Annotated in this window: 22 protein-coding genes; 21 read left to right on the top strand and 1 reads right to left on the bottom strand. The window is 41.4% G+C overall.

All coding sequences use genetic code 11. From position 1 onward, the window contains the following. Positions 1 to 81: 81 nt before the first annotated feature. The 16 genes from M1F63_RS06150 to M1F63_RS06075 all read left to right on the top strand — a co-directional run bounded on the left by M1F63_RS06150 (position 82) and on the right by M1F63_RS06075 (position 18,035). On the top strand, positions 82 to 1,245 hold the full coding sequence (locus M1F63_RS06150) for a class I SAM-dependent rRNA methyltransferase (protein WP_247940977.1): 1,164 nt from the start codon (positions 82 to 84) through the stop codon (positions 1,243 to 1,245). Next, on the top strand, positions 1,242 to 1,919 hold the full coding sequence (aroD, locus tag M1F63_RS06145) for a type I 3-dehydroquinate dehydratase (protein WP_000767778.1): 678 nt from the start codon (positions 1,242 to 1,244) through the stop codon (positions 1,917 to 1,919). The genes M1F63_RS06150 and aroD overlap by 4 nt, the downstream gene beginning before the upstream one ends. After that, positions 1,909 to 2,763, top strand: coding sequence for a shikimate dehydrogenase (locus M1F63_RS06140; protein ID WP_247940976.1), 855 nt, complete (start codon positions 1,909 to 1,911; stop codon positions 2,761 to 2,763). Before aroD ends, M1F63_RS06140 begins: the two co-directional genes overlap by 11 nt. An 18-nt stretch (positions 2,764 to 2,781) precedes the next feature. After that, positions 2,782 to 3,849, top strand: a complete 1,068-nt coding sequence (gene aroB / locus M1F63_RS06135) for a 3-dehydroquinate synthase (RefSeq protein ID WP_247940975.1) — start codon at positions 2,782 to 2,784, stop codon at positions 3,847 to 3,849. A 9-nt stretch (positions 3,850 to 3,858) separates the two neighbouring features. Further along, complete coding sequence (aroC, locus tag M1F63_RS06130; protein WP_001269896.1) at positions 3,859 to 5,025, top strand: chorismate synthase; 1,167 nt, start codon at positions 3,859 to 3,861, stop codon at positions 5,023 to 5,025. A 9-nt stretch (positions 5,026 to 5,034) separates the two neighbouring features. Further along, positions 5,035 to 6,138: a prephenate dehydrogenase gene (locus tag M1F63_RS06125; RefSeq protein ID WP_247940974.1), complete on the top strand. Its 1,104-nt coding sequence runs from the start codon at positions 5,035 to 5,037 to the stop codon at positions 6,136 to 6,138. 10 nt (positions 6,139 to 6,148) lie between these two features. Further along, positions 6,149 to 6,487 carry a YlbF/YmcA family competence regulator gene (locus tag M1F63_RS06120; protein WP_000065973.1) on the top strand — a complete coding sequence of 113 codons (339 nt, stop codon included), beginning with the start codon at positions 6,149 to 6,151 and terminating at the stop codon, positions 6,485 to 6,487. A 90-nt stretch (positions 6,488 to 6,577) separates the two neighbouring features. Beyond that, positions 6,578 to 7,861, top strand: a complete 1,284-nt coding sequence (gene aroA / locus M1F63_RS06115) for a 3-phosphoshikimate 1-carboxyvinyltransferase (protein WP_247940973.1) — start codon at positions 6,578 to 6,580, stop codon at positions 7,859 to 7,861. Then, positions 7,854 to 8,330, top strand: a complete 477-nt coding sequence (locus M1F63_RS06110) for a shikimate kinase (protein ID WP_247940972.1) — start codon at positions 7,854 to 7,856, stop codon at positions 8,328 to 8,330. The genes aroA and M1F63_RS06110 overlap by 8 nt, the downstream gene beginning before the upstream one ends. Then, a complete protein-coding gene (gene pheA / locus M1F63_RS06105) occupies positions 8,327 to 9,175 on the top strand; it encodes a prephenate dehydratase (RefSeq protein ID WP_180833322.1) in 849 nt (282 codons plus the stop codon). Before M1F63_RS06110 ends, pheA begins: the two co-directional genes overlap by 4 nt. After that, the gene (locus tag M1F63_RS06100; RefSeq protein WP_247940971.1) at positions 9,172 to 10,467 is read left to right on the top strand and encodes an LCP family protein; all 1,296 of its coding nucleotides are present in this window, start codon (positions 9,172 to 9,174) and stop codon (positions 10,465 to 10,467) included. Before pheA ends, M1F63_RS06100 begins: the two co-directional genes overlap by 4 nt. Positions 10,468 to 10,610: 143 nt before the next feature. Further along, positions 10,611 to 11,447: a LicD family protein gene (locus M1F63_RS06095; RefSeq protein ID WP_001281444.1), complete on the top strand. Its 837-nt coding sequence runs from the start codon at positions 10,611 to 10,613 to the stop codon at positions 11,445 to 11,447. Next, positions 11,444 to 12,412, top strand: coding sequence for a glycosyltransferase family 2 protein (locus M1F63_RS06090; protein WP_247940970.1), 969 nt, complete (start codon positions 11,444 to 11,446; stop codon positions 12,410 to 12,412). Before M1F63_RS06095 ends, M1F63_RS06090 begins: the two co-directional genes overlap by 4 nt. A 21-nt stretch (positions 12,413 to 12,433) precedes the next feature. Then, positions 12,434 to 14,593, top strand: coding sequence for a LicD family protein (locus M1F63_RS06085; RefSeq protein WP_247940969.1), 2,160 nt, complete (start codon positions 12,434 to 12,436; stop codon positions 14,591 to 14,593). A 57-nt stretch (positions 14,594 to 14,650) separates the two neighbouring features. Next, positions 14,651 to 15,463 carry a LicD family protein gene (locus tag M1F63_RS06080; protein ID WP_008292505.1) on the top strand — a complete coding sequence of 271 codons (813 nt, stop codon included), beginning with the start codon at positions 14,651 to 14,653 and terminating at the stop codon, positions 15,461 to 15,463. Positions 15,464 to 15,506: 43 nt separating this feature from the next. Then, positions 15,507 to 18,035, top strand: coding sequence for an MBL fold metallo-hydrolase (locus tag M1F63_RS06075; protein WP_247940968.1), 2,529 nt, complete (start codon positions 15,507 to 15,509; stop codon positions 18,033 to 18,035). 46 nt (positions 18,036 to 18,081) lie between these two features. On the opposite strand, the gene M1F63_RS06070 is transcribed toward M1F63_RS06075, so the two are convergent. After that, complete coding sequence (locus M1F63_RS06070) at positions 18,082 to 19,560, bottom strand: oligosaccharide flippase family protein (protein ID WP_061586872.1); 1,479 nt, start codon at positions 19,558 to 19,560, stop codon at positions 18,082 to 18,084. A gap of 122 nt (positions 19,561 to 19,682) precedes the next feature. Between M1F63_RS06070 and mecA the strand changes: the two genes are divergently transcribed. The 5 genes from mecA (at position 19,683) to M1F63_RS06045 (ending at position 25,710) form a co-directional block, all read left to right on the top strand. Continuing rightward, on the top strand, positions 19,683 to 20,423 hold the full coding sequence (mecA, locus tag M1F63_RS06065) for an adaptor protein MecA (protein ID WP_070567629.1): 741 nt from the start codon (positions 19,683 to 19,685) through the stop codon (positions 20,421 to 20,423). Positions 20,424 to 20,570: 147 nt separating this feature from the next. Further along, positions 20,571 to 21,857 carry a homoserine dehydrogenase gene (locus M1F63_RS06060; RefSeq protein WP_247940967.1) on the top strand — a complete coding sequence of 429 codons (1,287 nt, stop codon included), beginning with the start codon at positions 20,571 to 20,573 and terminating at the stop codon, positions 21,855 to 21,857. 1 nt (position 21,858) lies between these two features. Beyond that, positions 21,859 to 22,728 carry a homoserine kinase gene (gene thrB / locus M1F63_RS06055; RefSeq protein ID WP_247940966.1) on the top strand — a complete coding sequence of 290 codons (870 nt, stop codon included), beginning with the start codon at positions 21,859 to 21,861 and terminating at the stop codon, positions 22,726 to 22,728. Between the two features lie 259 nt (positions 22,729 to 22,987). After that, positions 22,988 to 23,926, top strand: a complete 939-nt coding sequence (gene msrB, locus M1F63_RS06050; protein ID WP_247940965.1) for a peptide-methionine (R)-S-oxide reductase MsrB — start codon at positions 22,988 to 22,990, stop codon at positions 23,924 to 23,926. A gap of 59 nt (positions 23,927 to 23,985) precedes the next feature. Next, on the top strand, positions 23,986 to 25,710 hold the full coding sequence (locus tag M1F63_RS06045) for an ABC transporter ATP-binding protein (protein ID WP_247940964.1): 1,725 nt from the start codon (positions 23,986 to 23,988) through the stop codon (positions 25,708 to 25,710).

The following is a 25,710-nucleotide window of genomic DNA, read 5'->3' as shown; positions in this document are numbered from 1 at the left end:
TGACACTCAGTAAACTAAAGTACATATGGTTAAACGGTTTCTTTTTTGAGAATTGTCACAAAATTTGCTATAATAGTAGCTATGAATAGAATTAGGGTCAGCAGACGTGTTGAAAAAAAGCTAGCTAAGGGTCTAGTTCTTTTGGAAGCAAGTGATTTAACAGATATTGAACTGACGGATCAGGCAGTAGAAGTTCTTAGTCAAGACGGGAAGTTTTTAGGGAGCGCCTATCTTTCTCAACAGAATAAAGGAATCGGTTGGTTCATCAGCAAGGAAAAGGTTCGTTTCAATCAAGCCTTTTTTGAAATCCTGTTTCGTAAGGCCAAGGAAGCTAGAAAGCCTTATTATCAAGATGACTTGACCACTGCCTTTCGCCTTTTTAACCAAGAGGGGGATGGTTTTGGGGGTCTGACTGTTGATCTCTATGGAGATTATGCTGTCTTTTCTTGGTACAATTCCTTTGTTTACCAGATTCGTGTGCTGATCATAAATGCTTTTAAGGAAGTTTTCCCTGAGGTCTTGGGGGCTTATGAAAAGATTCGTTTTAAAGGTCTAGACTACGAGTCTGCCTATGTTTATGGTGAGGAAGCGCCAGATTACTTTACTGTTCTTGAGAATGGCGTGCTCTATCAAGTCTTTATGAATGATGGCTTGATGACAGGGATTTTCCTAGACCAGCATGAGGTTCGTGGGAATCTGGTTGACGGTCTAGCCATGGGCAAATCCTTGCTCAATATGTTCTCCTATACGGCTGCCTTTTCAGTTGCTGCAGCTATGGGAGGCGCGAGTGAGACGACTTCTGTCGACTTGGCCAAACGGTCTAGAGAGCTGTCAGAAGCCCATTTTCATGCAAATGGACTTAGCACGGACAATCATCGTTTTATCGTTATGGATGTCTTTGAGTACTTCAAGTATGCCAAGCGAAAAGGCTTGACCTATGATGTGCTTGTTCTTGATCCACCAAGCTTTGCCCGCAATAAAAAACAAACATTCTCTGTAGCTAAGGACTATCACAAGTTGATTTCCCAGAGTCTAGAGATTTTAAATCCGGGAGGCATTATCATTGCCAGTACCAATGCTGCCAATGTTTCCCGCCAGAAATTTACAGAACAAATTGATAAAGGTTTTGCAGGAAGAAGGTATCAGATCTTGAACCAATATGGTCTTCCAGCTGACTTTGCCCATAATAAAAAAGATGAAAGCAGTAATTACCTCAAGGTGATTAGTATGAAGGTTAGTAGATGAAATTAATCGTTTCAGTAATGCCAAGAAGTTTAGAAGAAGCGCAAGAACTGGATGCCACTAGGTATGAAGATGCCGATATCATTGAGTGGCGTGCGGACTTTCTTACAAAGGACGCTATTTTACAGGTAGCACCCGCTATCTTTGAGAAATTTGCAGGACGCGAACTTGTCTTTACCCTTCGGACCCGCGCTGAGGGAGGAGAAATCGAACTTTCCTCAGAAGAGTATGTTCAAATCATTAAGGAAGTTACTCAGCTTTATCAGCCGGATTATGTAGATTTTGAGTATTTCAGCTACAAGGACGTTTTTGAGGAAATGTTGGATTTTCCAAATCTTGTTTTGAGTTACCATAATTTCCAGGAGACACCTGAAAACATGATGGAAATTTTGTCTGAGTTGACCAGTCTCTCTCCGAAAGTGGTCAAGGTATCAGTTATGGCTCATACGGAGCAGGATGTTTTAGACCTGATGAATTACACTCGAGGATTTAAAACACTCAATCCTGAGCAAGAGTACGTGACCATTTCCATGGGGAAAATGGGCAAGGTATCACGCATTACTTCAGATGTGACGGGTTCGAGTTGGTCATTTGCTAGTCTGGATGAAGCGAGTGCCCCAGGTCAGATTTCGCTATCAAACATGAAGAAAATCAGGGAGATTTTGGATGAAGCTTGATGGCTATACACGTTTAGCTGCAGTTGTTGCCAATCCCATCAAACACTCTATTTCACCCTTTATCCACAATAGGGCCTTTGAGGCGACAGCTATTAATGGTGCCTATGTAGCTTGGGAGATTGAAGCGGGTGATTTGGCAGAAACAGTCGCCAATATTCGCCGTTACCAGATGTTTGGCATCAACCTGTCTATGCCTTACAAGGAGCAAGTGATTCCTTATCTGGATGAGTTGAGTGATGAGGCTCGTTTGATTGGGGCGGTCAACACCGTTGTCAATCATAATGGCAATTTAATTGGATATAATACAGATGGCAAGGGATTCTTTAAGAGCTTGCCTTCTTTTACAATTTCAGGTAAAAAGATGACCATGCTAGGAGCAGGTGGAGCAGCCAAGGCTATTTTGGCACAGGCTATTTTGGATGGCGCCAGTCAGATTTCGGTTTTTGTTCGTTCAGTTTCCATGGAAAAAACAAGACCTTACCTAGACAAGTTACAGGTGCAAACAGGATTTAAAGTGCACTTGTACGCTTTAGAAGATGCTTCTGAACTGCAATCAAGGATTGCTGAGTCGGACCTGCTCGTCAATTCGACTAGTGTGGGCATGGATGGCAAATCATCCCCAGTTCCTGAAAGCATAGTCTTACCAGAAACTCTATTGGTGGCAGATATTATTTACCAACCCTTTGAGACCCCATTTTTGAAATGGGCTAGAAGCCAGAGAAATCCAGCTGTCAATGGTCTAGGAATGTTGCTCTATCAAGCTGCTGAAGCTTTTCAACTGTGGACAGGAAAAGAAATGCCGACTGAAGAGATTTGGCAGTCCTTAACAGAAAAATATAAATAATGAAAAGGAGACCCTACTATGAAAATCAGAATCGATATTCCGCATCATCCTTATGATATTCAGATTGAAAAAGGTTGTCTAGCTCAGGCTGGTCAATGGTTGCGAGAACTCTGGCAACCTCAAAAAGTGGTTATTGTAACCGACAACCATGTAGCTTCTCTCTATGCAGAGAAGGTTAAACTCAGCCTAGAAGATGCTGGTTTTCAGGTAGCTGTTTTTGACTTTTTAGAAGGCGAAGAACGAAAAAATTTAACAACTGTTCAGAAAGTCTATGAATTTCTAGTCAAGCAGGGGTTGACTCGTAGCGATGGGATTGTGGCTCTTGGTGGAGGTGTTGTTGGGGATCTGGCTGGTTTTGTAGCCTCTACCTATATGCGGGGCATTCACTTTGTTCAGATTCCGACTAGTTTGACTGCCCAGGTTGATTCTTCTATCGGTGGAAAGACGGGTGTCAATACTCCTTTTGCTAAAAATATGGTGGGTACCTTTGCTCAACCAGATGGGGTTCTGATTGATCCGCTTGTCCTTGAAACGCTTGGAAAAAGGGAGTTGATTGAAGGGATGGGTGAGGTTATCAAGTATGGCTTGATTGAGGATCCAGAACTTTGGGCTCTCTTGACGGAGCTGGATGGTTCTGTAGAGAGCATTCTGGAGCATGCAGAGACTTTGATTGAACATTCTTGTCAGGTTAAGCGGAAGATGGTGGTTGAAGATGAGTTGGATAACGGTGTTCGTCTTTACCTCAATTTTGGGCACACTATTGGTCATGCCATTGAAGCAACGGCCGGTTATGGAAAAGTCATGCATGGTGAGGCCGTGGCTATGGGAATGGTTCAGATTTCCAAGGTTGCTGAGGGAAAAGGCCTTATGCCAGAAGGAATAACCCAGTCTATTAGAGAGATGTGCCAGAAATTTGGCTTGCCTGTTGACTATGAAAACTGGGATGTTGACAAGCTCTATCAGGCTTTGACTCATGATAAGAAAGCGCGTGGTAACACCTTGAAATTGGTCTTGGTACCAGAGCTTGGTTCAGCGACCATTCACCCAGTTTCTCTGGAAGAGATGAAAGACTACTTGGTAAAATAAGGAGAACGTATGAGATATTTAACTGCAGGAGAATCACACGGCCCCCGTCTGACGGCTATCCTTGAAGGAATTCCAGCTGGACTTCCTTTGACAGCTGAGGATATCAATGAGGATCTGAAACGCCGTCAGGGTGGCTACGGTCGTGGTGGTCGTATGAAGATTGAGAGTGATCAGGTTGTCTTTACATCGGGCGTTCGTCACGGGAAGACGACAGGGGCTCCCATTACCATGGATGTCATCAATAAAGACCACCAGAAATGGCTGGATATCATGTCTGCTGAGGACATTGAAGACCGCCTGAAAAGCAAGCGGAAAATCACCCATCCTCGCCCAGGTCATGCCGATTTGGTAGGGGGCATCAAATACCGTTTTGATGATTTGCGAAATTCTTTGGAGCGTTCATCAGCTCGTGAAACTACCATGCGAGTTGCTGTTGGGGCAGTAGCCAAACGTCTCTTAGCTGAGCTAGATATGGAGATTGCCAACCATGTCGTGGTCTTTGGTGGTAAGGAAATCGATGTACCTGAAAACCTAACAGTCGCTGAGATTAAGGAACGAGCTGCCCAGTCAGAAGTTTCTATTGTCAACCAAGAGCGGGAACAGGAAATCAAGGACTATATTGACCAAATCAAGCGTGACGGTGATACCATTGGTGGGGTTGTGGAGACAGTCGTCGGAGGTGTTCCAGTTGGTCTCGGTTCCTATGTCCAATGGGACAGAAAATTGGATGCGCGATTGGCTCAGGCAGTTGTCTCTATCAATGCCTTTAAAGGGGTGGAATTTGGTCTCGGCTTTGAAGCTGGTTACCGAAAAGGTAGCCAGGTTATGGATGAAATTCTCTGGTCTAAAGAAGACGGCTATACACGTCGTACCAATAATCTAGGTGGTTTCGAAGGTGGCATGACCAATGGGCAACCCATTGTTGTTCGTGGCGTCATGAAACCTATTCCTACTCTCTACAAACCACTTATGAGTGTGGATATCGAAACCCACGAACCTTACAAGGCAACTGTTGAAAGAAGTGATCCGACCGCTCTTCCAGCAGCAGGTGTGGTCATGGAAGCTGTTGTGGCAACGGTTCTGGCGCAAGAAATCCTTGAAAAATTCTCATCAGATAATCTTGAAGAATTAAAAGAGGCAGTTGCCAAGCACCGAGACTATACAAAGAACTATTAAGGAGTCCTTATGGCAAAAACCATCTATATCGTAGGTCTCGGTTTGATTGGTGCTTCGATGGCGCTCGGTATCAAGCGTGATCATCCTGATTATGAAATTCTAGGTTATAATCGCAGTCAGGCTTCGAGAGACATTGCCTTGGAGCGGGGGATGATAGACCGTGCGACGGATGATTTTGCTAGTTTCGCTCCTCTAGCAGATGTTATCATTCTGACCTTGCCAATCAAACAGACCATTGCTTTTATTAAGGAGCTGGCAAACTTAGACTTGAAGGAAGGCATCATTATCTCAGATGCAGGCTCAACCAAGTCAGCCATTGTAGATGTGGCGGAGCAGTATTTGGTTGGCAAGCCTGTCCGCTTTGTCGGGGCCCATCCCATGGCTGGTAGCCACAAGACAGGAGCTGCCTCTGCCGATGTTAATCTCTTTGAAAATGCCTACTATATCTTTACTCCATCTAGTTTGACTAGTTCAGACACGCTTGAGGAAATGAAGGACCTACTTTCAGGTCTCCATGCTCGTTTTATCGAGATTGATGCCAAGGAGCATGATCGGGTGACTTCTCAGATTAGTCATTTTCCACATATTCTGGCTTCCAGCCTCATGGAGCAGACAGCAGTTTATGCTCAAGATCATGAAATGGCAAGGCGCTTTGCGGCGGGTGGTTTTCGAGATATGACTCGCATTGCGGAAAGCGAGCCAGGTATGTGGACTTCCATTCTCTTGTCCAATCGTGAGACTATCCTAGATCGAATTGCGGATTTCAAGGAGCGCCTAGATGAGGTTGGACAAGCCATTAGCAGGGGAGATGAAGAGCAAATTTGGAACTTTTTCAATCAAGCACGTGAGCAAAGGCAGGCCATGGAAATCCATAAGCGTGGTGGTGTGGACAGTTCTTACGACCTCTATGTCGATGTTCCCGATGAAGAAGATGTCATCTTGCGGATTTTGGAATTGCTACGTGGAACTTCCTTGGTTAACATCCACATCAACGAGGAAAACCGTGAGGATGTTCACGGGATTCTCCAAATTTCCTTTAAAAATACTCAAGATTTGGAACGAGCTGAGCGCTTAATTACAGAAAATACGGACTACACAGTCGTCATCAAATAAGGAGAAAATCATGTCAAATATTTACGATAGTGCAAATGAACTTAGTCGCGGGTTACGCGAATTACCAGAATACAAGGCAGTTAAGGCGGCAAAAGATGCCATCCAAGCTGATGAACAAGCTAGCAAGATTTTTGCAGACTACCTCGCTTTCCAGCAAGAAATCCAAGTCATGGCGCAAACGGGACAAATGCCAGATGCCTCTTTCCAAGAAAAGATGCAGTCCTTCAGCAAGCAAATCCAAGAGAACGCTCTTTTGTCAGATTTCTTTGCCAAACAGCAACAATTGTCCATTTACCTTTCAGACATTGAAAAAATTGTCTTTGAACCTGTTTCAGAATTATTGAAATAGTATTTTATCTGTATAAAAGCCAGAAATTTCAGGAATTTCTGGCTTTTTTGTGATAAAATAAGAAAAAGTATTGCAAGTATGAGGTCAACTATGAAACTAAAAATAAACATTCGCCACTTACATGGCAGTATCCGGGTTCCAGGTGACAAGTCTATTAGCCATCGTTCGATTATTTTTGGAAGTTTGGCTGAGGGAGAGACTAAGGTTTATGATATTTTGCGTGGAGAGGATGTGCTCTCAACCATGCAGATTTTTCGTGACCTTGGTGTTGAAATTGAGGACAAAGATGGGGTTGTTTCCATTCAAGGTGTTGGAATGGATGGCTTAAAAGCTCCGCAAAATGCTCTTGATATGGGAAATTCTGGCACCTCGATTCGCCTGATTTCAGGTGTCCTTGCTGGTGCAGATTTTGAAGTTGAAATGTTCGGAGATGATAGTCTTTCCAAACGTCCTATGGATCGCGTGACGATTCCACTGAAAAAAATGGGCGTTAGCATTTCAGGGCAAACCGAGCGAGACCTGCCCCCTCTTCACTTAAAAGGGACGAAAAACCTAACACCTATTCACTATGAGTTGCCAATCGCCTCTGCTCAAGTCAAGTCCGCCTTGATATTTGCAGCCTTGCAGGCTCAGGGGGAGTCCGTTATTATCGAGAAAGAATGTACTCGCAACCACACTGAAGATATGCTACGGCAATTTGGTGGCCATTTAAGTATTAATGGCAAGGAAATCACAGTTCAAGGACCACAAAAACTGACTGGACAAAAGGTAGTTGTCCCAGGAGATATTTCCAGTGCAGCCTTTTGGTTGGTCGCAGGTTTGATTGTTCCAAACTCTCGTGTGGTGCTGCAGAATGTGGGCATCAATGAAACGCGTACTGGTATTATTGATATCATTCGTGCCATGGGAGGAAAATTGGAAATAACTGAAATCGATCCAGTCGCTAAATCAGCAACCTTGACTGTCGAGTCTTCAGACCTCAAAGGAACGGAGATAGGTGGAGCCTTGATTCCACGTTTGATTGATGAATTGCCTATTATTGCTCTTCTCGCGACACAAGCACAAGGTGTAACGGTCATTAAGGATGCTGAGGAACTCAAGGTCAAGGAAACTGACCGCATTCAGGTGGTGGCTGACGCCTTAAATAGCATGGGGGCGGATATCACTCCTACAGCAGATGGGATGATTGTCAAAGGGAAATCAGTCCTTCATGGCGCTAGAGTCAATACGTTTGGTGACCACCGAATTGGAATGATGACAGCCATCGCAGCCCTCTTGGTTGCTGATGGAGAAGTGGAACTTGACCGTGCTGAAGCCATCAATACCAGCTATCCTAGCTTCTTTGATGATTTGGAGAGCTTGATTCATGGCTAAGGTATTACTCGGATTTATGGGGGCAGGCAAGTCGACAATCGCTAGAGGATTGGACCCAGACTACATCGATATGGATGCCTTAATCGAGGAACGTTTGGGCATGTCCATTGCGGATTTCTTCGCTGAAAAAGGAGAAGTGGCCTTTCGTCAAGTAGAGTCAGAAGTCCTATCTGACTTACTAAAAACGGACCGAGTTGTGTCAACTGGCGGAGGAGTTATCATTTCTCAGAGAAATCGTGACTTGCTCAAAACCAATCCTGATAACATCTATCTGAAAGCCGATTTTGAAACCCTCTACCAACGTATCGCAGCTGATAAGGACAATCAGCGCCCGCTCTTTCTAAATCATAGTAAGGAAGAACTAGCAGCTATTTTCCATGAAAGACAAGCTTGGTATGAGGAAGTAGCCAGTCGGGTTTTGGATGTGACCAAGTTAAGCCCAGAGGAAATTATAGAGGAACTGAGATGAAAATTGCCTATCTAGGTCCCAAGGGATCTTTTTCGCATCATGTTGTGCAGACAGCTTTTCCCAAAGAGGAATTGCAGGCTTTTGCCAATATCACAGATGTTATCAAAGCCTATGAACAGGGCTTGGTGGACTATTCTGTGGTGCCAGTTGAAAACTCCATTGAAGGTAGCGTTCATGAAAGCTTGGATTACCTTTTTCATCAGGCTCGCATCCAAGCAGTTGCAGAAATCGTTCAACCCATTCACCAGCAACTGATGGCAGTTCCAGGTCAGTCAAAAATTGAGAAGATTTTTTCCCATCCTCAGGCTTTGGCTCAGGGAAAAAAATTCATCGATAAACACTATCCAGAAGCCAAAATTGAGGTAACAGCCAGTACCGCCTATGCGGCCCGCTTTATCTCAGAACATCCAGACCAGCCTTATGCAGCTATTGCTCCTAAAAGTTCAGCTGAAGAATATGGATTGGAATTGATTGCTGAGGATATTCAAGAAATGGAATCCAATTTTACCCGTTTTTGGGTGTTAGGGGCAGAGATACCGATGATTCCTTTGAACTCGCAAGCTGAAAAAATGAGTTTGGCCTTGACCTTACCAGACAATCTACCTGGTGCTCTTTACAAGGCACTTTCGACCTTTGCTTGGAGAGGGATTGACTTAACAAAGATTGAAAGTCGCCCCCTTAAAACAGCCTTGGGAGAATACTTTTTCATTATTGATGTGGACTATAGTGAAAAAGAACTGGTTCATTTTGCCAGACAAGAACTAGAGGCCATTGGGATCCAGCACAAGATACTGGGAACCTACCCGATTTTTACCATAAATGATTTAGAAAAGGAGAGTCAATGAGCAAAGAAAATCCTTTAAGTCATCACGAGCAGTTACGTTATGACTATCTCTTCAAAAATATTCATTACCTTAACGACCGTGAACGGAGGGAATTTGATTATCTGCAACAGAAAATGGCAGGTCCCAAGTCTGAAGTTCACCATTTCCACCAAGAAGAAAAAGAAGAAACTTGGGGTAGAGATATTGATCTTCCGACTTATGGCAGTAGAAGCCGGTCTAAGAAACGTGAAAAGGTAGCTCCTCAACCTAAAGTCAAAAAGAAAAAAAGAAGAATTCGCTTCAAACGAATATTGACTTGGTTCTTGCTGTTGATTACATGTGTGGTTGCAGGAATGATTTTTATGTTTCTTCGAGGGTTCCAGTCAGCAGCCAATCCAACAAATAAGCCAGCTGACGCCAAGGCAGCTCAAGTAGAGGTCTTTAACGGTCAGGATACCAAAGATGGTGTGAATATTTTAGTGATGGGGACAGATGGCCGTATCGGTCAAAATAGTGCGGAGACCCGTACCGACACAATCATGGTACTGAATGTCAGTGGATCGGATAAGAAGATCAAACTAGTCAGCTTTATGCGTGACAACTTAGTTTATATCGACGGGTATAGTAAGATTGTAAATGGCCAGAAACAGACGGATAATAAACTAAATGTTGCTTATGAACTTGGGGAACAAGAAGGGCAAAAAGGTGCTGAAATGGTCCGCAAGGTTCTAAAAGACAACTTTGATTTGGATATTAAGTACTATGCCCTAGTTGACTTCCAGGCCTTTGCAACAGCTATTGATACCCTCTTCCCTGACGGAGTAACGATTGATGCCCAATTCTCAACATTGAATGGTCAACCTTTAACAGAAGCCACAGTTGGAGATGACCTTCATGCAACAGAGACAGAGTCCCCAACTCAAACTATCAAAGTTGGAAAACAGCAGATGAATGGCTCCACCTTGCTGAACTATGCTCGCTTCCGTGATGATGATGAGGGAGACTATGGCCGTACCAAACGTCAGCAACAAGTCATGTCAGCCGTTCTTGAGCAGATCAAAGATCCAACCAAACTCTTTACAGGATCTGAGGCACTTGGAAAAGTCTTTGCGATGACTTCGACCAATTTACCATATAGCTTCTTGTTGACCAATGGTTTATCTGTCATAGAAGGCGCTCAGAATGGTATCGAAAGATTAACTGTTCCCGAACTTGGTGACTGGGTAGATGCTTATGATATCTATGGTGGACAAGGACTTCTAGTTGATCAAAATAAATACCAGACCAAACTCGCCCAAATGGGAATGAGATAGAATACTATAAAAAAATCAAAGTTTGAATCACAAGTGAAAAAGTGGTTTAGGCTTTGATTTTTCTTAGTATCTGATGGATTTTTAGGGCTTTTTTATGGTATAATAAAACGATATAACTCGTTATTGGACAGAAGAGGAGAGACATGAGTGATTTGAAAGCGATTCAGGCTCGTAGTCTGGAAATGGCTGAATATTTCGTCGCATTTTGTAAAGAACATGATTTGTTGTGCTATCTCTGTGGTGGAGGAGCCATTGGCGCCCTTCGTAATAAGGGCTTCATTCCTTGGGATGATGATCTAGACTTTTTCATGCCACGTAAGGACTATGAAAAATTAGCAGAACTGTGGCCACGTTATGCAGACGAGCGTTATTTCTTGTCAAAGAGTAACAAAGATTTTGTAGACCGTAACCTTTTTATTACCATTCGTGACAAGGAAACTACTTGTATCAAGCCTTATCAAAAGGATTTGGATTTGCCACACGGTTTGGCCTTGGACGTTTTACCATTGGATTATTATCCTAAAAATCCAGCTGAGCGTAAGAAACAGGTTCGTTGGGCCCTGATTTATTCACTCTTTTGTGCGCAAACTATCCCAGAAAAGCATGGTGCGGTCATGAAATGGGGAAGTCGCATCTTACTCGGCCTGACTCCAAAATCTCTACGTTATCGCATTTGGAAAAAAGCTGAAAAAGAAATGACCAAGTATGGTCTGGCTGAGAGCGATGGAATTACGGAATTATGCTCAGGTCCCGGCTACATGCGAAACAAATACCCAATCGCATCCTTTGAAGACAATCTTTTCTTGCCATTTGAAGGAACAGAGATGCCTATCCCAGTTGGCTACGATGCCTATCTCAGCACTGCTTTTGGGGACTATATGACACCGCCACCAGCAGACAAGCAAGTACCGCATCATGATGCTATTATAGCAGACATGGATAAGAGCTACACAGAGTACAAGGGAGAATATGGAGCATGATGGGAGAAAAAATAAGCGTTATCGTTCCAGTCTACAATGTAGAGGCTTATCTGGAGCGATGTGTGGAGTCGATTCTTCAACAGACTTATACCCATTTTGAGTTAATCCTAATCAATGATGGTTCTACTGATTCCAGTGGACAGATCTGTGATCAATTAGCATCTCAGTATGAGAATATCAAGGTTTATCATATCGAAAATGCTGGAGTTTCAAATGCTAGAAATATGGGAATTCAGCTAGCGACGGGTTCTTGGGTTACCTTTATTGATAGCGATGATTTCGTTACCAAGGATTACCTAGCTACTTTAGCAAGTGCAGTTGAAGGGGTGAATGTAGGCTTTGTTATTGCTCCTCTGCACCATATCAAAAACGGCATTGTAACAGACCTACCTTCACATTCAGGAAAAACAGAACTCTGGTCAACAGAAGAAACCATGAAGGAACTACTGATGACTACCAGAACATCATTTTTTCCAGTCGCAAAACTGTTTAAGAGAGACCTGCTAGCGGATGAAAAGTTTAATACCAACTATCACCTAGCTGAAGATGCTCTATTTTTAACTGAATTGCTACTAAAGACAAGATGCAGTTGCGTATTTATTGACAAACCTGTTTATTATTATGATCACCGTGAGGGAAGTGCAACAACATCTGTTAATCGACATGTATTTGACACAATAGAAGTTTATCAGCAAATAATTGCTCAAGTTTCACAAGCCTTCCCTAATTTAAAATACGAATTAATAAATAGAGAGTGTTGGTCGTACATCACAGTTTACGATAAAATTATCTTTACTTCACGTGAAGAGTATCAAAAGGAGAAAGCCGAGCTGAGGAATTGGATTGTTCAGCACCGACGCGAAATATGGAAAGATGCTTATTTCACCACTTTTCGCAAGGTAGCGATCCTTTCACTTGTCATTTCTCCATGGCTATATAAGAAAATTGTTGGATTAAAAAACTAATATCATGAGAAGGAGTTGAAAATGAATTTTTCAAAAATGGATGAATACTTTGAAAAATCAAAACTATGGATTGCGTATCTATTTGTTTTCATTTCTATTTTAAGTATGAGTTCACTGGTTTATAAGATAGCAAATCCCCTCTACAAGGGATTATCAGCGATTGTAGTGCTTTATATTTGCTATACCTTATTGTTTAAGTGGAAAGAAATCACAGCAGATTGCAAATTTCTATCCTTATTTGGACTCTTAGCTGGAAGTCATCTGCTATCAGCTATTTTCAATCGCTCTGGACATCTGATTGGAAATGTGATTGAAATCCTCTTCATGGTAACCTATGTTTTATTATTTACCATGTTACAATCAGGGCAACTTAAAAAATTATTTGACTGGATTGCCTATACGGTTCAAATTGTATCTTTTTCTTCAGCAATTTTTGCGTTTGGTTTATTGATAAGTAGAGTCCTCATCCTATTTAAGATTGGTGAACAATCTTATTACTATGGTGTCATGAATGGACGTCTGTGGGGGATTGTCAATCCAAATGCTAGTGCGATATTTTCATACATTAGCATTATTTTGGCTATGTATTTGATCCATAAAGGAAGTAAATATTCTGTTTATCTTAAACTGAATAATGTGATTCAATTCGTTTACTTTGCTACGATGCAAAGTCGAGGAGCCTTACTTTCTTTACTTCTCATGATTGGACTCTATAGTTTCTTTGCTACTAGAGGGAGTATCGTTAAACGATTCCTCACTTTTATAGTTGCTGGTTTGCTGATTGCTGCAACTAATATTGGATTAAGCTATGTAACTTCAATCTATATCTCATCTGAAACTGCGACTGTCTTAGATTTAAACAATGGACAATCCTATGCTGAGACAGATTCATCTGTTACTAAGAAAAACGGTGAGCTCCATCTGATCGAAACAACACCAAGTGGTAGAACCTATATCTGGAAAAATGCCATCAAGATGGGAAGTGCCAAACCAATTTTTGGTTATGGTGTACGAAATGTTCCAGATTACTACACAGAATATTTCAGTAAATTTGAGATTCAAAACTCCCTTATTGGTGGGAATTTCCATAACATTTTTGTGACCATATTTGTCAGTTCGGGAGTTCTAGGTTTGGTATCCTTCCTTTTTGTACTGGCTTATGTCATCAAGCGCTTTTTAACGTATTTGATTGTTTCCAAGAAAAATACTGATAAATTGATCATGATCCTATTCTTTGGTATCTTGTTTGGTCAATTATTTGAAAGTCAGATTATGTATTCAACCAACTTTATTAATATCATCTTCTGGCTAGCGATTGGCTATGGACTCGTAGTCTGCAAACGGGATGAAGGAGTTCGGTACCAAGAAGTAACAGATATCAATGAAATTCAACAGATGGAACTTGGAATCATGGAGTATATTCATGAAGTTTGTCAGAAAATTGGAGTCAAGTATTTCTTAGCATATGGAAGTCTAATTGGTGCTGTTCGCCATCAAGGATTTATCCCTTGGGATGATGACATGGATATCTGCATGTTACGAGAAGATTATGAAAAATTGCAAGACTACCTTATCGCTAACCCTGATAAACGTTACGAGGTGATGTCTTATAAAAATAATCTCAACTATGTCTATCCCTTCATGAAAGTGCAGGATAACCATACTTACTTGCTAGAAGAAGATGTTCGCATCGATTCGAATATGGGAATCTATGTAGATATTTTCCCTGTAGATGGCTACGAGGATGACGTACAATTTAAAAACAAGATGACGAAACTGATAAAGAAACGTCAATTGAGTTGCTATACCTTCAAAGGCATTACCAATACAAAAAGTGTACTGAATTCACTGCTACGTTATGTTTCAGTTATTATTTTCTATTTCACCAATACGAACAAATACGTTGCCCAGATTGAAGAGCTTGCAAAATCCCGTAAAGTCTCAGATTATGAGCAGGTGGATTATCTTATCTACAAGGATATGAACAAACCAGTGTGGAGACGTGAATGGCTGGAACAAGTTACTACTGGAACATTTGAAGGTAAGGAATTTACCATTCCGAAAAACTATCATGAAATTTTGACCTCAGACTACGGAGACTATATGCAATTGCCACCGGTTGAACAAAGAGTATCTCATCATGATTTTAAATTATGGAAGATTGTTAAAAGGTCTAAATGACGAGATTGGGATTAAGAAACATTTAAAAATATAGTCAAATTTAGGAGAATAGAACCTATGTCTGAAAGAACTTTAACTCTTGAAGAAATCAAGCAAGTAGAATTGGATATTTTAAAGTATCTACATGATCTTTGTGAACAACATCAAATCAAATACTTTATTGACTTTGGAACCTTACTAGGAGCTGTACGCCATAAAGGATTTATCCCTTGGGATGATGATACAGATATTTCCTTAGCGCGTGATGAATTTGAAAAACTGTACAAGGTTTTACAAAATGAAAATCATCCCTACTACAAATTGATTTCATTCAGAGAAACAAAGGGATACCCATACAGTTATATGAGAGTCTATGATGTAAGGACTCGTCGAGATGCTAACCTCGTAGACCCAACGGTTGTATTGGGAACTTGTGTTGACATTTTTCCATATGATGGTGTCGTCACAGAGGAAAGTGACCGTAAGAAAATGAAGCTCTACAAATATTTCATTCGCCTTTCTTCATTGAATTTTAAAGGGATCAAGTCTGAGAATGGTGGACTTAAGAACCTCCCTCGTTATATGGGATCAGCGATTTTCCGCTTAACTTCCCCACAGCTATGGAATCAAAAATTAGAGAGTCTTGCTTTGAAGTATAGTGTAGATCAAGCAACAGATCTTACTTGTACTATCTATGACCCTTATTATCCAAATGGTATAAAAAAAGAATGGCTCTATGATTTGATTGATATGCCTTATGAAAACATTGTGGTCAAGGTTCCGAGAAAATACCATGAAATACTTGTCTACGAATTTGGAGAAAACTATATGACTCCACCGCCTATTGAGCAACAAGTCCCAGGAGGGGATAAAAACTACTGGATTGATTAGATTAGTAAAAGTTGCTTATTGTTAAGATAAAGGAGTTTTCAAGGTGAAAAATAAATGGTTATTAAAATCAGTCAGCTATAGTGTTCTCGCATTCTTTCTATTACTGATTCAGTTATCGCAAGAAGTAGATGCAGATACCATCTCTGCAGGTTCGGGCAATCGTATCCATTTCATAAATACAAAAGCAAAATCTGGGAGTGATGCCATCCTTCTGGAAAGCAATGGTCATTATGCTTTGATTGATATGGGAGAAGACTATGATTTTCCTGATGGGAGTGATCCACGCTATCCAAGCCGCTGGGGAATTTCCATGAGAAATTATCAAGTATTGGAGGATCGATTGATTCGCCACTTGGATCAAATAGGTGTAAAAAAATTAGATTTTATTATAGGCACTCATGTTCATAGTGACCATATTGGTGGAGCAGACGAAATACTCAATCGATATCAGGTCGGTAAGTTTTATTTGAAAAAATATTCAGATGATCGGATCACAGCAAACTGGGGACTATGGGATAATCTTTTCAATTATGATAATGCTTTGAGAGCAGCTCAAAAACGAGGAGTTACTCTTATCCAGAATATTTCAGATGAGGATAGTCATCTAAAATTAGGTGATATGGATATCCAACTCTACAACTATAAGAATGAATATGATGCTGACGGGAATCTGAAAAAAGTTCGAGATGATAACTCCAACTCCATTGTTTCAGTAGTGACTGTGGCAGGAAAGAGAATCTATCTTGGTGGAGATTTGGATAATGCCGAAGGAGCAGAAGATAAGTTAGGTCCAGTTATCGGTAAGGTTGATATGATGAAATGGAACCACCATTATGATGCGACAATTTCAAATACGATTAATTTCCTTGAAAACTTATCACCAAAAATGATTATTCAGACAACTGGTGGAGATATTAATGTTGCTTCAACCAGAGAATACCTTCAGAAGAAAAATATTCAGGTTCTTCATGCTGCTAGCCAAACTCAAGACGCTACCGTTTTTGATATTAGCGATAAAGGATTTGCAAATGTTTCAAATACCTTCCCTGATATCCCTGTAGTTGACGAAAAATGGTATCAAGAAGATGGTTATTGGAAATATCGTTTGACTGACGGAGAAATGGCTATCGGCTGGAGAGAGATTGGCGGAGCCACTTACTTCTTTAATGGAAAAGGACAAATGCAAGCAGGTCGCTGGCTTCACCTTAACGACGACTGGGGAGAAAATGCCAAAGGGAATGATTACTATCTGAACCAAAATGGTAAAATGCAAACTGGTGGTTGGTTCAAACTAGATGACTCTTGGTATTATATCCAATCAAATGGTGCTAGACGATTTAGCGAGCTCTCTGAAATCGGAGGGAAAAAGTATCTCTTTGCAGCAGATGGGAAGATGCTAACAGGACATCAAGTCTATAATGGCAAGAAGATGGTCTTTAGCGAAAGTGGTGCACTCCAAACAGCAGGTAAGCCTTCAACTTGGCAAAAGATTGATTCAAATTGGTATTTCTATGATGAGGATGGGCTAAAGACCATTGGTAAAAAGAATATCAATGGAAGCACATACTACTTTAATCAAGAAGGTATCATGCAAACTGGCTGGGCATTTGTTGATGGTCACTGGAACTATTTTGCAAGTTCTGGAGCTATGAAAACCGACTGGGTCAAGGATCAGGAAACATGGTATTATCTGGATAAAGATGGCATCATGTTAACTGGCAGACAAGATATAAATGGTGTTCGTTACTATTTGAATGCTAGTGGTGCCATGCAGACTGGATGGAAGTGGCAAGACAATAGCTGGTACTTCTATACGAACTCAGGTGCTATGAAAACGGGTTGGTTGAAAGATAAAGAATCATGGTATTATTTGGATCCAGAAACAGGTATTATGGCTGTAGGATCTAAAGAGATTGACGGTAAGAACTATTTCTTCAGCTCTGCAGGTACTATGCAAGTTGGATGGCAGTGGTCAAATGATTCTTGGCATTACTACGCTACGTCGGGCGCACTCCAAACTGGTTGGTTGAAAGATGGTGATGCCTGGTATTATCTTGAAGGTAAGGAAGGCGTTATGTTAGTCGGCCTCCATCAAGTAGATGGTAAGCAATATTACTTTAGCAAATCTGGTGCCATGCAAACAGGCTGGAAATGGTTTGATAATCATTACCGTTACTTTGAATCAAATGGAGCCATGAAAACTGGTTGGATAAAAGACAAAGGCGTCTGGTATTATCTAAATCCTGAAGATGGCATCATGTTGGTTGGCCTTCATAAAGTAAATGGTGATCATTATTACTTTGATGAATCAGGAGCTATGCAAACGGGTTGGAAACAGCTTGATGGTAATTGGTACTATTTCCAAGCTAATGGTTCTTTGTTGAAGAACGCAACAACACCTGATGGTTACAAAGTAAACGAAGAAGGAATCTGGAAACAGGCTGTTGCTGCTGTAAATAGCGATGCAGTCAAGCCAGAACAGAAACAAGAAGCTAATTCCTCTATTGTTGAACAACCTAAACAAGATTCAAATCTGGAAGCCAACGCTTCTGAAAAGAAAGAAAAAGAATAAAGAAGAAATCCCCTACTGGCAACTAATTTATCAGTAGGGGATTTTTTTAATTTCGTTTTAATTTAGCAAGTACAAGGTTCAGTGCATAGTGGAGTGTTTTGTCTTTCGTAATAAAGAGGGTCAAGAGGTAATAGATACCACAAGTTGCCACGGTCGAAAGAACCATGAGAATCATATTAAAGTTTACTGTGTAGGAATTGATTTGGAAAATCATCTTGAAAATATAGAAGATTGGGATAAAACCAAGGGATATAATGCTATAACGTGTTAAGGTTATAAAAATTTCTTTTAAACTAATCAGTTGGTGTTTCTTGATAAAATGAATTTCAAGTAAAACAACGATAGTTTCTGCGATAATGGTCGTAGCGATGTAATACTCAGGTGCAAAAATATTATTGAAATACAAGATGCTATTTAATAGTATATTGGCACCACCACCAAGGAAGTAGAAGGCAGTTAAGCGATTTTCATGATCGTTGATAAAGATAATCTGTTTACCAAGAATCAACTCAATAGCCCAAATGATGGTACGAAAAGCGAAGACGCTAGTTACGATACCCGCTTCAAGATATTTTTCAGAAGAATAAATAACAGTTGCGTACCGTCCCAATATCATAATCCCGATACTAGTTGGAACCATAAGGAAATAGAATAGGGATGCCGCTTGATTCACGAGATAATTATAGGACTTGTAATCCTTTTTCCCGAGATAGTAGCCGAGGCGTGGAATACTGACGTTGATAGCTCCACTTAAGACACTGGCAATCAACATGACGATACTATAGGCAATTGTATAGTAGGAAATATAGTTCTCATCCGGTCCCTTAGTGATAAACATTCTATCTAGCAGGGTATAAAGCATATTAGCGTTCGCTAAGAGAAGCATAGTGAAGAGCGGTTTAGAAGCTTTAGCTAATTCGACGAAACCGATCTTAACAAAAGAAACTTCTCTCTTAATCCAAAGAAAACTGAGCAGGTAGTTGAGGACAGTGGTCGCTGTCATAACGATAGCATAAGGAACGATATCATCTGCCGTTTTAACGAAGGCGAAGATAGCGACCAGCATGGTAATTCGAATAATTAATGTCTTATAGAGGATGAAGGCATAATTTTCATAAGCCTCGTTCATCCATTCGATATTGAGAAATTGGAAGAGTGCTTGGGCCCCTAGGATGTAGTAGAGGACTTTCAGATTCTCAATGCTGGTGTCAAAGAAGATAATGAGGAAGTAGATACCAGTGGTCAGGAGGGAAGTGAAAACCGAGATATAAAACAACTTAGAAAAGACGTAGTTGATTTTATTCTTGTCATCCTTGACCTTACTGATAGCTCGAATCCCGTAGTTGTATATTCCAAAGGCAGCTAGTGGAATAACGAAACTTGCCCAGGTATTGGCTGTATTGAAATAACCGTAATTGGATTTGCTGAGAATCCGCGTCAGATAAGGGTTGGTTATCAGTGGAAAAACGATATTGAGAATATTGACCAGCAAGCTGGCCAATGCATTTACTTTTATATTTTTCATTGAACTTTCTTTCTTAAATCTAAAATCATATCTAGTATTATATCACATTCTCGCTTCATTCTTTTGATAAAATCGTAAAAATCTAGTATAATAGATAGACTGAAAGTATGAGGTTACTTGATATGAAGATGAAACAAATTAGTGATACAACACTAAAAATCACGATGACTTTAGATGATTTGATGGATCGGGGAATGGAGATTGCAGACTTTCTCGTTCCTCAGGAAAAAACCGAAGAGTTTTTCTATGCTATTTTAGATGAGTTAGAGATGCCAGACAATTTCTTGGATAGTGGCATGCTGAGTTTCCGCGTGACGCCAAAACCTGATAAGGTCGACGTCTTTGTGACCAAGTCCAAGATTGACCAAAATCTGGATTTTGAAGATTTGGCGGATCTACCAGACATGGAAGAATTAGCCCAAATGTCGCCAGATGAATTTCTCAAAACCTTGGAAAAGAGCATTGCAGATAAGACCAAGGACGATATTGAGGCCATCCAATCTCTAGAGCAGGTCGAAGCAAAGGAAGAAGAGCAAGAGCAGGCAGACAAGGAGACGGAGAATAAGAAAGAACCTTATATCTACTATATCCTACGCTTTGCAAGCCTTGCTGACTTAGTTGCTTTTGCAAAGACGGTTAACTACCAGATGGAAACATCTGAACTCTATAAGATGAATGGACACTATTATTTGACAATCTTAGTCGATGTGGAAAATCATCCAAGTCCATATCCGGCTTGGCTCTTGGCTCGTATGCGTGAGTTTGCAGACGATAGTGACATCAGTCGTTCAGTCTTGCAAGAGTATGGGCAAATATTGATTAACCATGATGCAGTTCTCGGTCTGCAAAAGATTCGTTCATAATTTTTAAAATCAATTTTCATTTATCAGGAAAGACGAATCTTGGGATTCGTTTTTTCTTTTCTAGACCGAAATAGTGATTTACTATAATAGGAATTTTCATAAAATTCTGTTATAATGGCTATATCAGAAAATTTCTAGGAGACAAACATGACAGTTAAAATTGCTTTACTTGGATTTGGTACCGTTGCAAGTGGTGTGCCATTCCTCCTAAAGGAAAATGGAGAAAAAATCGTTCAGTCAGCTCATTCAGAGATTGAAGTGGCCAAGGTATTGGTTAAGGATGAAGATGAAAAGAACCGCTTGCTTGCAGCAGGAAATGACTTTAACTTTGTAACCAATGTAGACGATATTTTGTCAGATAAAGACATTACAATCGTAGTGGAATTGATGGGGCGTATCGAACCAGCTAAGACCTTTATCACTCGTGCCTTAGAAGCTGGGAAACACGTTGTTACTGCTAACAAGGACCTTTTGGCTGTTCATGGTGCAGAATTGCTAGAAATCGCTAAAGAGCATAATGTAGCACTTTACTACGAAGCAGCAGTTGCTGGTGGGATTCCAATTCTTCGCACTCTAGCAAATTCATTAGCTTCTGATAAAATCACGCGCGTTCTTGGTGTCGTTAACGGAACTTCTAACTTCATGATGACCAAGATGGTCGAAGAAGGCTGGTCTTATGATGACGCTCTTGCAGAAGCGCAAAGACTTGGTTTTGCAGAAAGCGACCCTACAAATGACGTGGATGGGATTGACGCAGCCTACAAGATGGTGATTTTGAGCCAATTTGCTTTTGGTATGAAGGTTGCCTTTGACGATGTAGCCCACAAGGGAATCCGCAACATCACACCAGAAGACGTAGCTGTAGCCCAAGACCTTGGCTATGTAGTGAAATTGGTTGGTTCCATCGAGGAAACTCCTTCAGGTATTGCTGTAGAAGTGACTCCAACCTTCCTTCCTAAAGCACATCCACTTGCCAGTGTGAATGGGGTAATGAACGCAGTCTTTGTGGAGTCTATCGGAATCGGTGAATCGATGTACTACGGACCAGGTGCTGGTCAAAAACCAACTGCAACTAGTGTTGTAGCGGACATTGTCCGTATCGTTCGTCGCTTGAATGATGGTACCATTGGTAAAGACTTCAACGAATATAGCCGTGACCTAGTCTTGGCAAATCCAGAAGATGTTAAAGCAAACTACTATTTCTCAATCTTGGCTCCAGACTCAAAAGGTCAGGTCTTGAAATTGGCTGAGATTTTCAATGCTCAAGATATTTCCTTCAAGCAAATCCTCCAAGATGGCAAAGAGGGTGACAAGGCGCGTGTAGTGATTATCACTCATAAGATCAATAAAGCACAACTTGAGAATGTTTCAGCAGAGTTGGCCAAAGCTTCAGAATTTGACCTCTTGAATACCTTCAAGGTGTTAGGAGAATAGGATGAAGATTATTGTACCTGCAACCAGTGCCAATATTGGGCCAGGTTTTGATTCGGTCGGTGTAGCTGTTACCAAGTATCTTCAAATTGAGGTCTGTGAAGAACGGGATGAGTGGTTGATTGAACACCAGATTGGCAAATGGATTCCCCATGACGAGCGTAATCTTTTGCTTAAGATTGCCTTGCAAATTGCGCCTGACTTGCAACCGAGACGCTTGAAAATGACCAGTGATGTTCCCTTGGCGCGTGGTTTGGGTTCTTCTAGTTCTGTTATCGTTGCTGGGATTGAACTAGCTAATCAACTGGGCAAGCTCAACTTATCTAACCACGACAAATTGCAGTTGGCGACCAAGATTGAAGGGCATCCTGACAATGTGGCTCCAGCAATTTACGGCAATCTCGTTATTGCAAGTTCTGTTGAAGGGCATGTTTCAGCAATTGTGTCTGACTTCCCGGAGTGTGATTTTCTAGCTTATATTCCCAACTATGAATTGCGCACTCGCGACAGCCGTGGTGTCTTACCTAAAAAATTGTCCTATAAGGAAGCTGTTGCGGCTAGTTCTATCGCCAATGTGGCCGTTGCATCCTTGTTAGCAGGAGATATGGTGACAGCTGGTCAAGCAATCGAGGGGGACCTCTTCCACGAGCGTTATCGTCAAAGTCTGGTCCGTGAATTTGCGACGATTAAGCAAGTAGCTAAAGAGAATGGTGCCTATGCGACCTACCTCTCTGGAGCAGGGCCGACAGTGATGGTCTTGGCTTCTCATGACAAGATGCCGAAGATTAAAGCTGAATTGCAAAAGCAGTCTTTTAAAGGCAAACTGCATGACTTGAAAGTTGATACCCAAGGTGTCCGTGTAGAAGCAAAATAAAGAAATAGAGGATAGGATGGGGAAACTCTCGACCAGAGGGCTTCCTGTCCTTTTTTTGAAAAGAAGTTTATACTCAATGAAAATCAAAGAGCAAACTAGGAAGCTAGCCGCAGGTTGCTCAAAACATGGTTTTGAGGTTGTGGATAGAACTGACGGAGTTAGCTCAAAATACTGTTTTGAGGTTGCAGATGTAAGCTGACGTGGTTTGAAGAGATTTTCGAAGAGTATTAGTTAAAAACTTGATAAAGGAGAAATAAAGATGGCAGAAATTTATCTAGCAGGTGGTTGTTTTTGGGGCCTAGAGGAGTATTTTTCACGAATTTCTGGAGTGCTAGCAACCAGTGTCGGCTACGCTAATGGGCAAGTCGAAACAACTAATTACCAGTTGCTCAAGGAAACAGACCATGCAGAGACTGTTCAAGTGATTTATGATGAGAAAGTAGTGTCACTCAGAGAGATTTTGCTTTATTATTTCCGTGTCATTGATCCCTTGTCTATTAATCAACAAGGGAATGACCGTGGTCGCCAATATCGAACGGGAATCTATTATCAGGATGAAGCAGACTTGCCAGCTATCTACACAGTGGTGCAGGAGCAGGAGCGTATGCTGGGTCGAAAGATTGCAGTAGAGGTGGAGAAACTTCGCCACTACATTTTAGCAGAAGACTACCATCAAGACTATCTCAAGAAAAATCCTTCAGGTTATTGTCATATCGATGTGACGGATGCTGAGAAGCCATTGATTGACGCCTCTAACTATGAAAAGCCTAGTCAAGAGGTGTTAAAGGAAAGCTTAACTGAAGAGTCTTATCGTGTTACGCAAGAAGCTGCTACAGAGGCTCCATTTAGTAATGCTTATGACCAAACCTTTGAAGAGGGAATTTATGTAGACATCACGACAGGGGAGCCACTCTTTTTTGCTAAGGATAAGTTTGCCTCAGGTTGTGGTTGGCCAAGTTTTAGTCGTCCGATTTCTAAGGAGTTGATTCACTATTACAAGGACCTGAGCCATGGAATGGAGCGAATCGAGGTTCGTTCTCGGTCAGGAAATGCTCACTTGGGTCATGTTTTCACAGATGGACCTCAGGAATTAGGTGGCCTGCGGTACTGTATTAATTCTGCATCCTTGCGCTTTGTAGCCAAGGATGAGATGGAAGAAGCAGGATATGGCTATCTATTACCTTACTTAAACAAATAAAACTGAGAGGGTGGGGCTTCCCACTTTCTTCATTTCCAGAATAAGAATAGAAGGGATCTATGAAACACTTACTATCTTACTTCAAACCCTATATCAAAGAATCAATTTTAGCACCCTTGTTCAAGCTACTTGAAGCTGTTTTTGAACTCTTGGTTCCCATGGTGATTGCTGGGATTGTTGACCAATCCTTGCCCCAGAGAAATCAAGGACACCTCTGGATGCAGATTGGCCTGCTCCTTATCTTTGCAGTGATTGGCGTTTTAGTGGCCTTGGTAGCCCAGTTTTACTCAGCTAAGGCTGCGGTAGGTTTTGCCAAGGAATTGACAAACGACCTCTATCGTCATATTCTTTCTTTACCTAAGGACAGCAGAGACCGTCTGACGACTTCTAGCTTGGTTACTCGCTTGACTTCGGATACCTACCAGATACAGAATGGTATCAATCAATTCCTGCGCCTCTTTTTGAGAGCACCTATTATCGTTTTTGGAGCCATTTTTATGGCCTATAGAATCTCAGCTGAGCTGACTTTCTGGTTCTTAGTTATGGTTGTCATTTTGACGATTGTCATTGTCGGTCTCTCTCGACTGGTCAATCCTCTCTACAGCAGTCTCAGAAAAAAAACGGACCAGCTGGTTCAGGAAACACGCCAGCAATTGCAAGGGATGCGAGTTATTCGTGCTTTTGGTCAGGAAAAACGAGAGTTACAAATTTTTCAAACTCTTAACCAAGTTTATGCTAGATTACAAGAAAAGACAGGTTTCTGGTCTAGTTTGTTAACACCACTGACTTATCTGATTGTTAATGGAACTCTTCTCGTCATCATCTGGCAGGGATATATTTCAATTCAAGGAGGTTTACTCAGTCAAGGTGCCCTGATTGCTCTTATCAACTACCTCTTGCAAATCTTGGTGGAATTGGTTAAGCTCGCCATGCTGATCAATTCCCTCAACCAGTCCTATATCTCAGCCAAGCGAATCGAGGAAGTTTTTACCGAAGCTCCAGAATATATTTATTCAGAATTAGAAGAAAAGCAAGCTACCGGTGATCGGGTTTTTCAAGTCCAAGAATTGACCTTTACCTATCCCGATGCGGCTCAAGCTTCTCTGAGAAACATTTCCTTTGATATGAATCAAGGGCAAATCCTTGGTATCATTGGGGGAACGGGTTCAGGTAAATCAAGCTTGGTGCAAGTCTTACTTGGTCTTTATCCAGCAGACAAGGGGAGCATTGACCTTTATCGAAATGGACGTAGTCCTCGTAATCTTGAGCAGTGGCGGTCTTGGATTGCCTATGTTCCCCAAAAGGTCGAACTCTTTAAAGGAACTATTCGTTCCAATTTGACTTTGGGTTTTAATCGAGAAGTGTCTGACCAGCAACTCTGGCAGGCCTTGGAGATTGCGCAAGCTAAGGATTTTGTCAGTGAAAAGGAAGGACTTTTGGATGCTCTAGTTGAGGCAGGAGGGCGAAATTTCTCAGGTGGACAAAAACAAAGGCTGTCCATCGCACGTGCGGTCTTGCGCCAAGCTCCATTTCTCATCCTAGATGATGCGACCTCAGCTCTCGATACCATCACAGAGTCCAAGCTCTTGAAAGCTATCCGAGAAAATTTGCCAAATACAAGCTTAATCTTGATTTCTCAACGAACCTCAACTTTACAGATGGCAGACCAGATTCTCCTCTTGGAAAAAGGTGAGTTACTAGCTGTTGGCAAGCACGAGGAATTGATGAAGACTAGCCAAGTCTATCGCGAAATCAATGCATCCCAACATGGAAAAGAGGACTAG

Source organism: Streptococcus oralis (genome assembly GCF_023109155.1).
Lineage (GTDB): Bacteria > Bacillota > Bacilli > Lactobacillales > Streptococcaceae > Streptococcus > Streptococcus oralis_BZ.
The sequence above is the reverse complement of the archived record's forward strand: the minus strand, read 5'-3'. Positions and strand labels throughout refer to the sequence as shown.

Coding starts and splice junctions, on each gene's coding strand:
- M1F63_RS06150 (WP_247940977.1), top strand. CDS start 82: ATGAATAGAATTAGGGTCAGCAGACGTGTTGAAAAAAAGCTAGCTAAG.
- aroD (WP_000767778.1), top strand. CDS start 1,242: ATGAAATTAATCGTTTCAGTAATGCCAAGAAGTTTAGAAGAAGCGCAA.
- M1F63_RS06140 (WP_247940976.1), top strand. CDS start 1,909: ATGAAGCTTGATGGCTATACACGTTTAGCTGCAGTTGTTGCCAATCCC.
- aroB (WP_247940975.1), top strand. CDS start 2,782: ATGAAAATCAGAATCGATATTCCGCATCATCCTTATGATATTCAGATT.
- aroC (WP_001269896.1), top strand. CDS start 3,859: ATGAGATATTTAACTGCAGGAGAATCACACGGCCCCCGTCTGACGGCT.
- M1F63_RS06125 (WP_247940974.1), top strand. CDS start 5,035: ATGGCAAAAACCATCTATATCGTAGGTCTCGGTTTGATTGGTGCTTCG.
- M1F63_RS06120 (WP_000065973.1), top strand. CDS start 6,149: ATGTCAAATATTTACGATAGTGCAAATGAACTTAGTCGCGGGTTACGC.
- aroA (WP_247940973.1), top strand. CDS start 6,578: ATGAAACTAAAAATAAACATTCGCCACTTACATGGCAGTATCCGGGTT.
- M1F63_RS06110 (WP_247940972.1), top strand. CDS start 7,854: ATGGCTAAGGTATTACTCGGATTTATGGGGGCAGGCAAGTCGACAATC.
- pheA (WP_180833322.1), top strand. CDS start 8,327: ATGAAAATTGCCTATCTAGGTCCCAAGGGATCTTTTTCGCATCATGTT.
- M1F63_RS06100 (WP_247940971.1), top strand. CDS start 9,172: ATGAGCAAAGAAAATCCTTTAAGTCATCACGAGCAGTTACGTTATGAC.
- M1F63_RS06095 (WP_001281444.1), top strand. CDS start 10,611: ATGAGTGATTTGAAAGCGATTCAGGCTCGTAGTCTGGAAATGGCTGAA.
- M1F63_RS06090 (WP_247940970.1), top strand. CDS start 11,444: ATGATGGGAGAAAAAATAAGCGTTATCGTTCCAGTCTACAATGTAGAG.
- M1F63_RS06085 (WP_247940969.1), top strand. CDS start 12,434: ATGAATTTTTCAAAAATGGATGAATACTTTGAAAAATCAAAACTATGG.
- M1F63_RS06080 (WP_008292505.1), top strand. CDS start 14,651: ATGTCTGAAAGAACTTTAACTCTTGAAGAAATCAAGCAAGTAGAATTG.
- M1F63_RS06070 (WP_061586872.1), bottom strand. CDS start 19,560: ATGAAAAATATAAAAGTAAATGCATTGGCCAGCTTGCTGGTCAATATT.
- mecA (WP_070567629.1), top strand. CDS start 19,683: ATGAAGATGAAACAAATTAGTGATACAACACTAAAAATCACGATGACT.
- M1F63_RS06060 (WP_247940967.1), top strand. CDS start 20,571: ATGACAGTTAAAATTGCTTTACTTGGATTTGGTACCGTTGCAAGTGGT.
- thrB (WP_247940966.1), top strand. CDS start 21,859: ATGAAGATTATTGTACCTGCAACCAGTGCCAATATTGGGCCAGGTTTT.
- msrB (WP_247940965.1), top strand. CDS start 22,988: ATGGCAGAAATTTATCTAGCAGGTGGTTGTTTTTGGGGCCTAGAGGAG.
- M1F63_RS06045 (WP_247940964.1), top strand. CDS start 23,986: ATGAAACACTTACTATCTTACTTCAAACCCTATATCAAAGAATCAATT.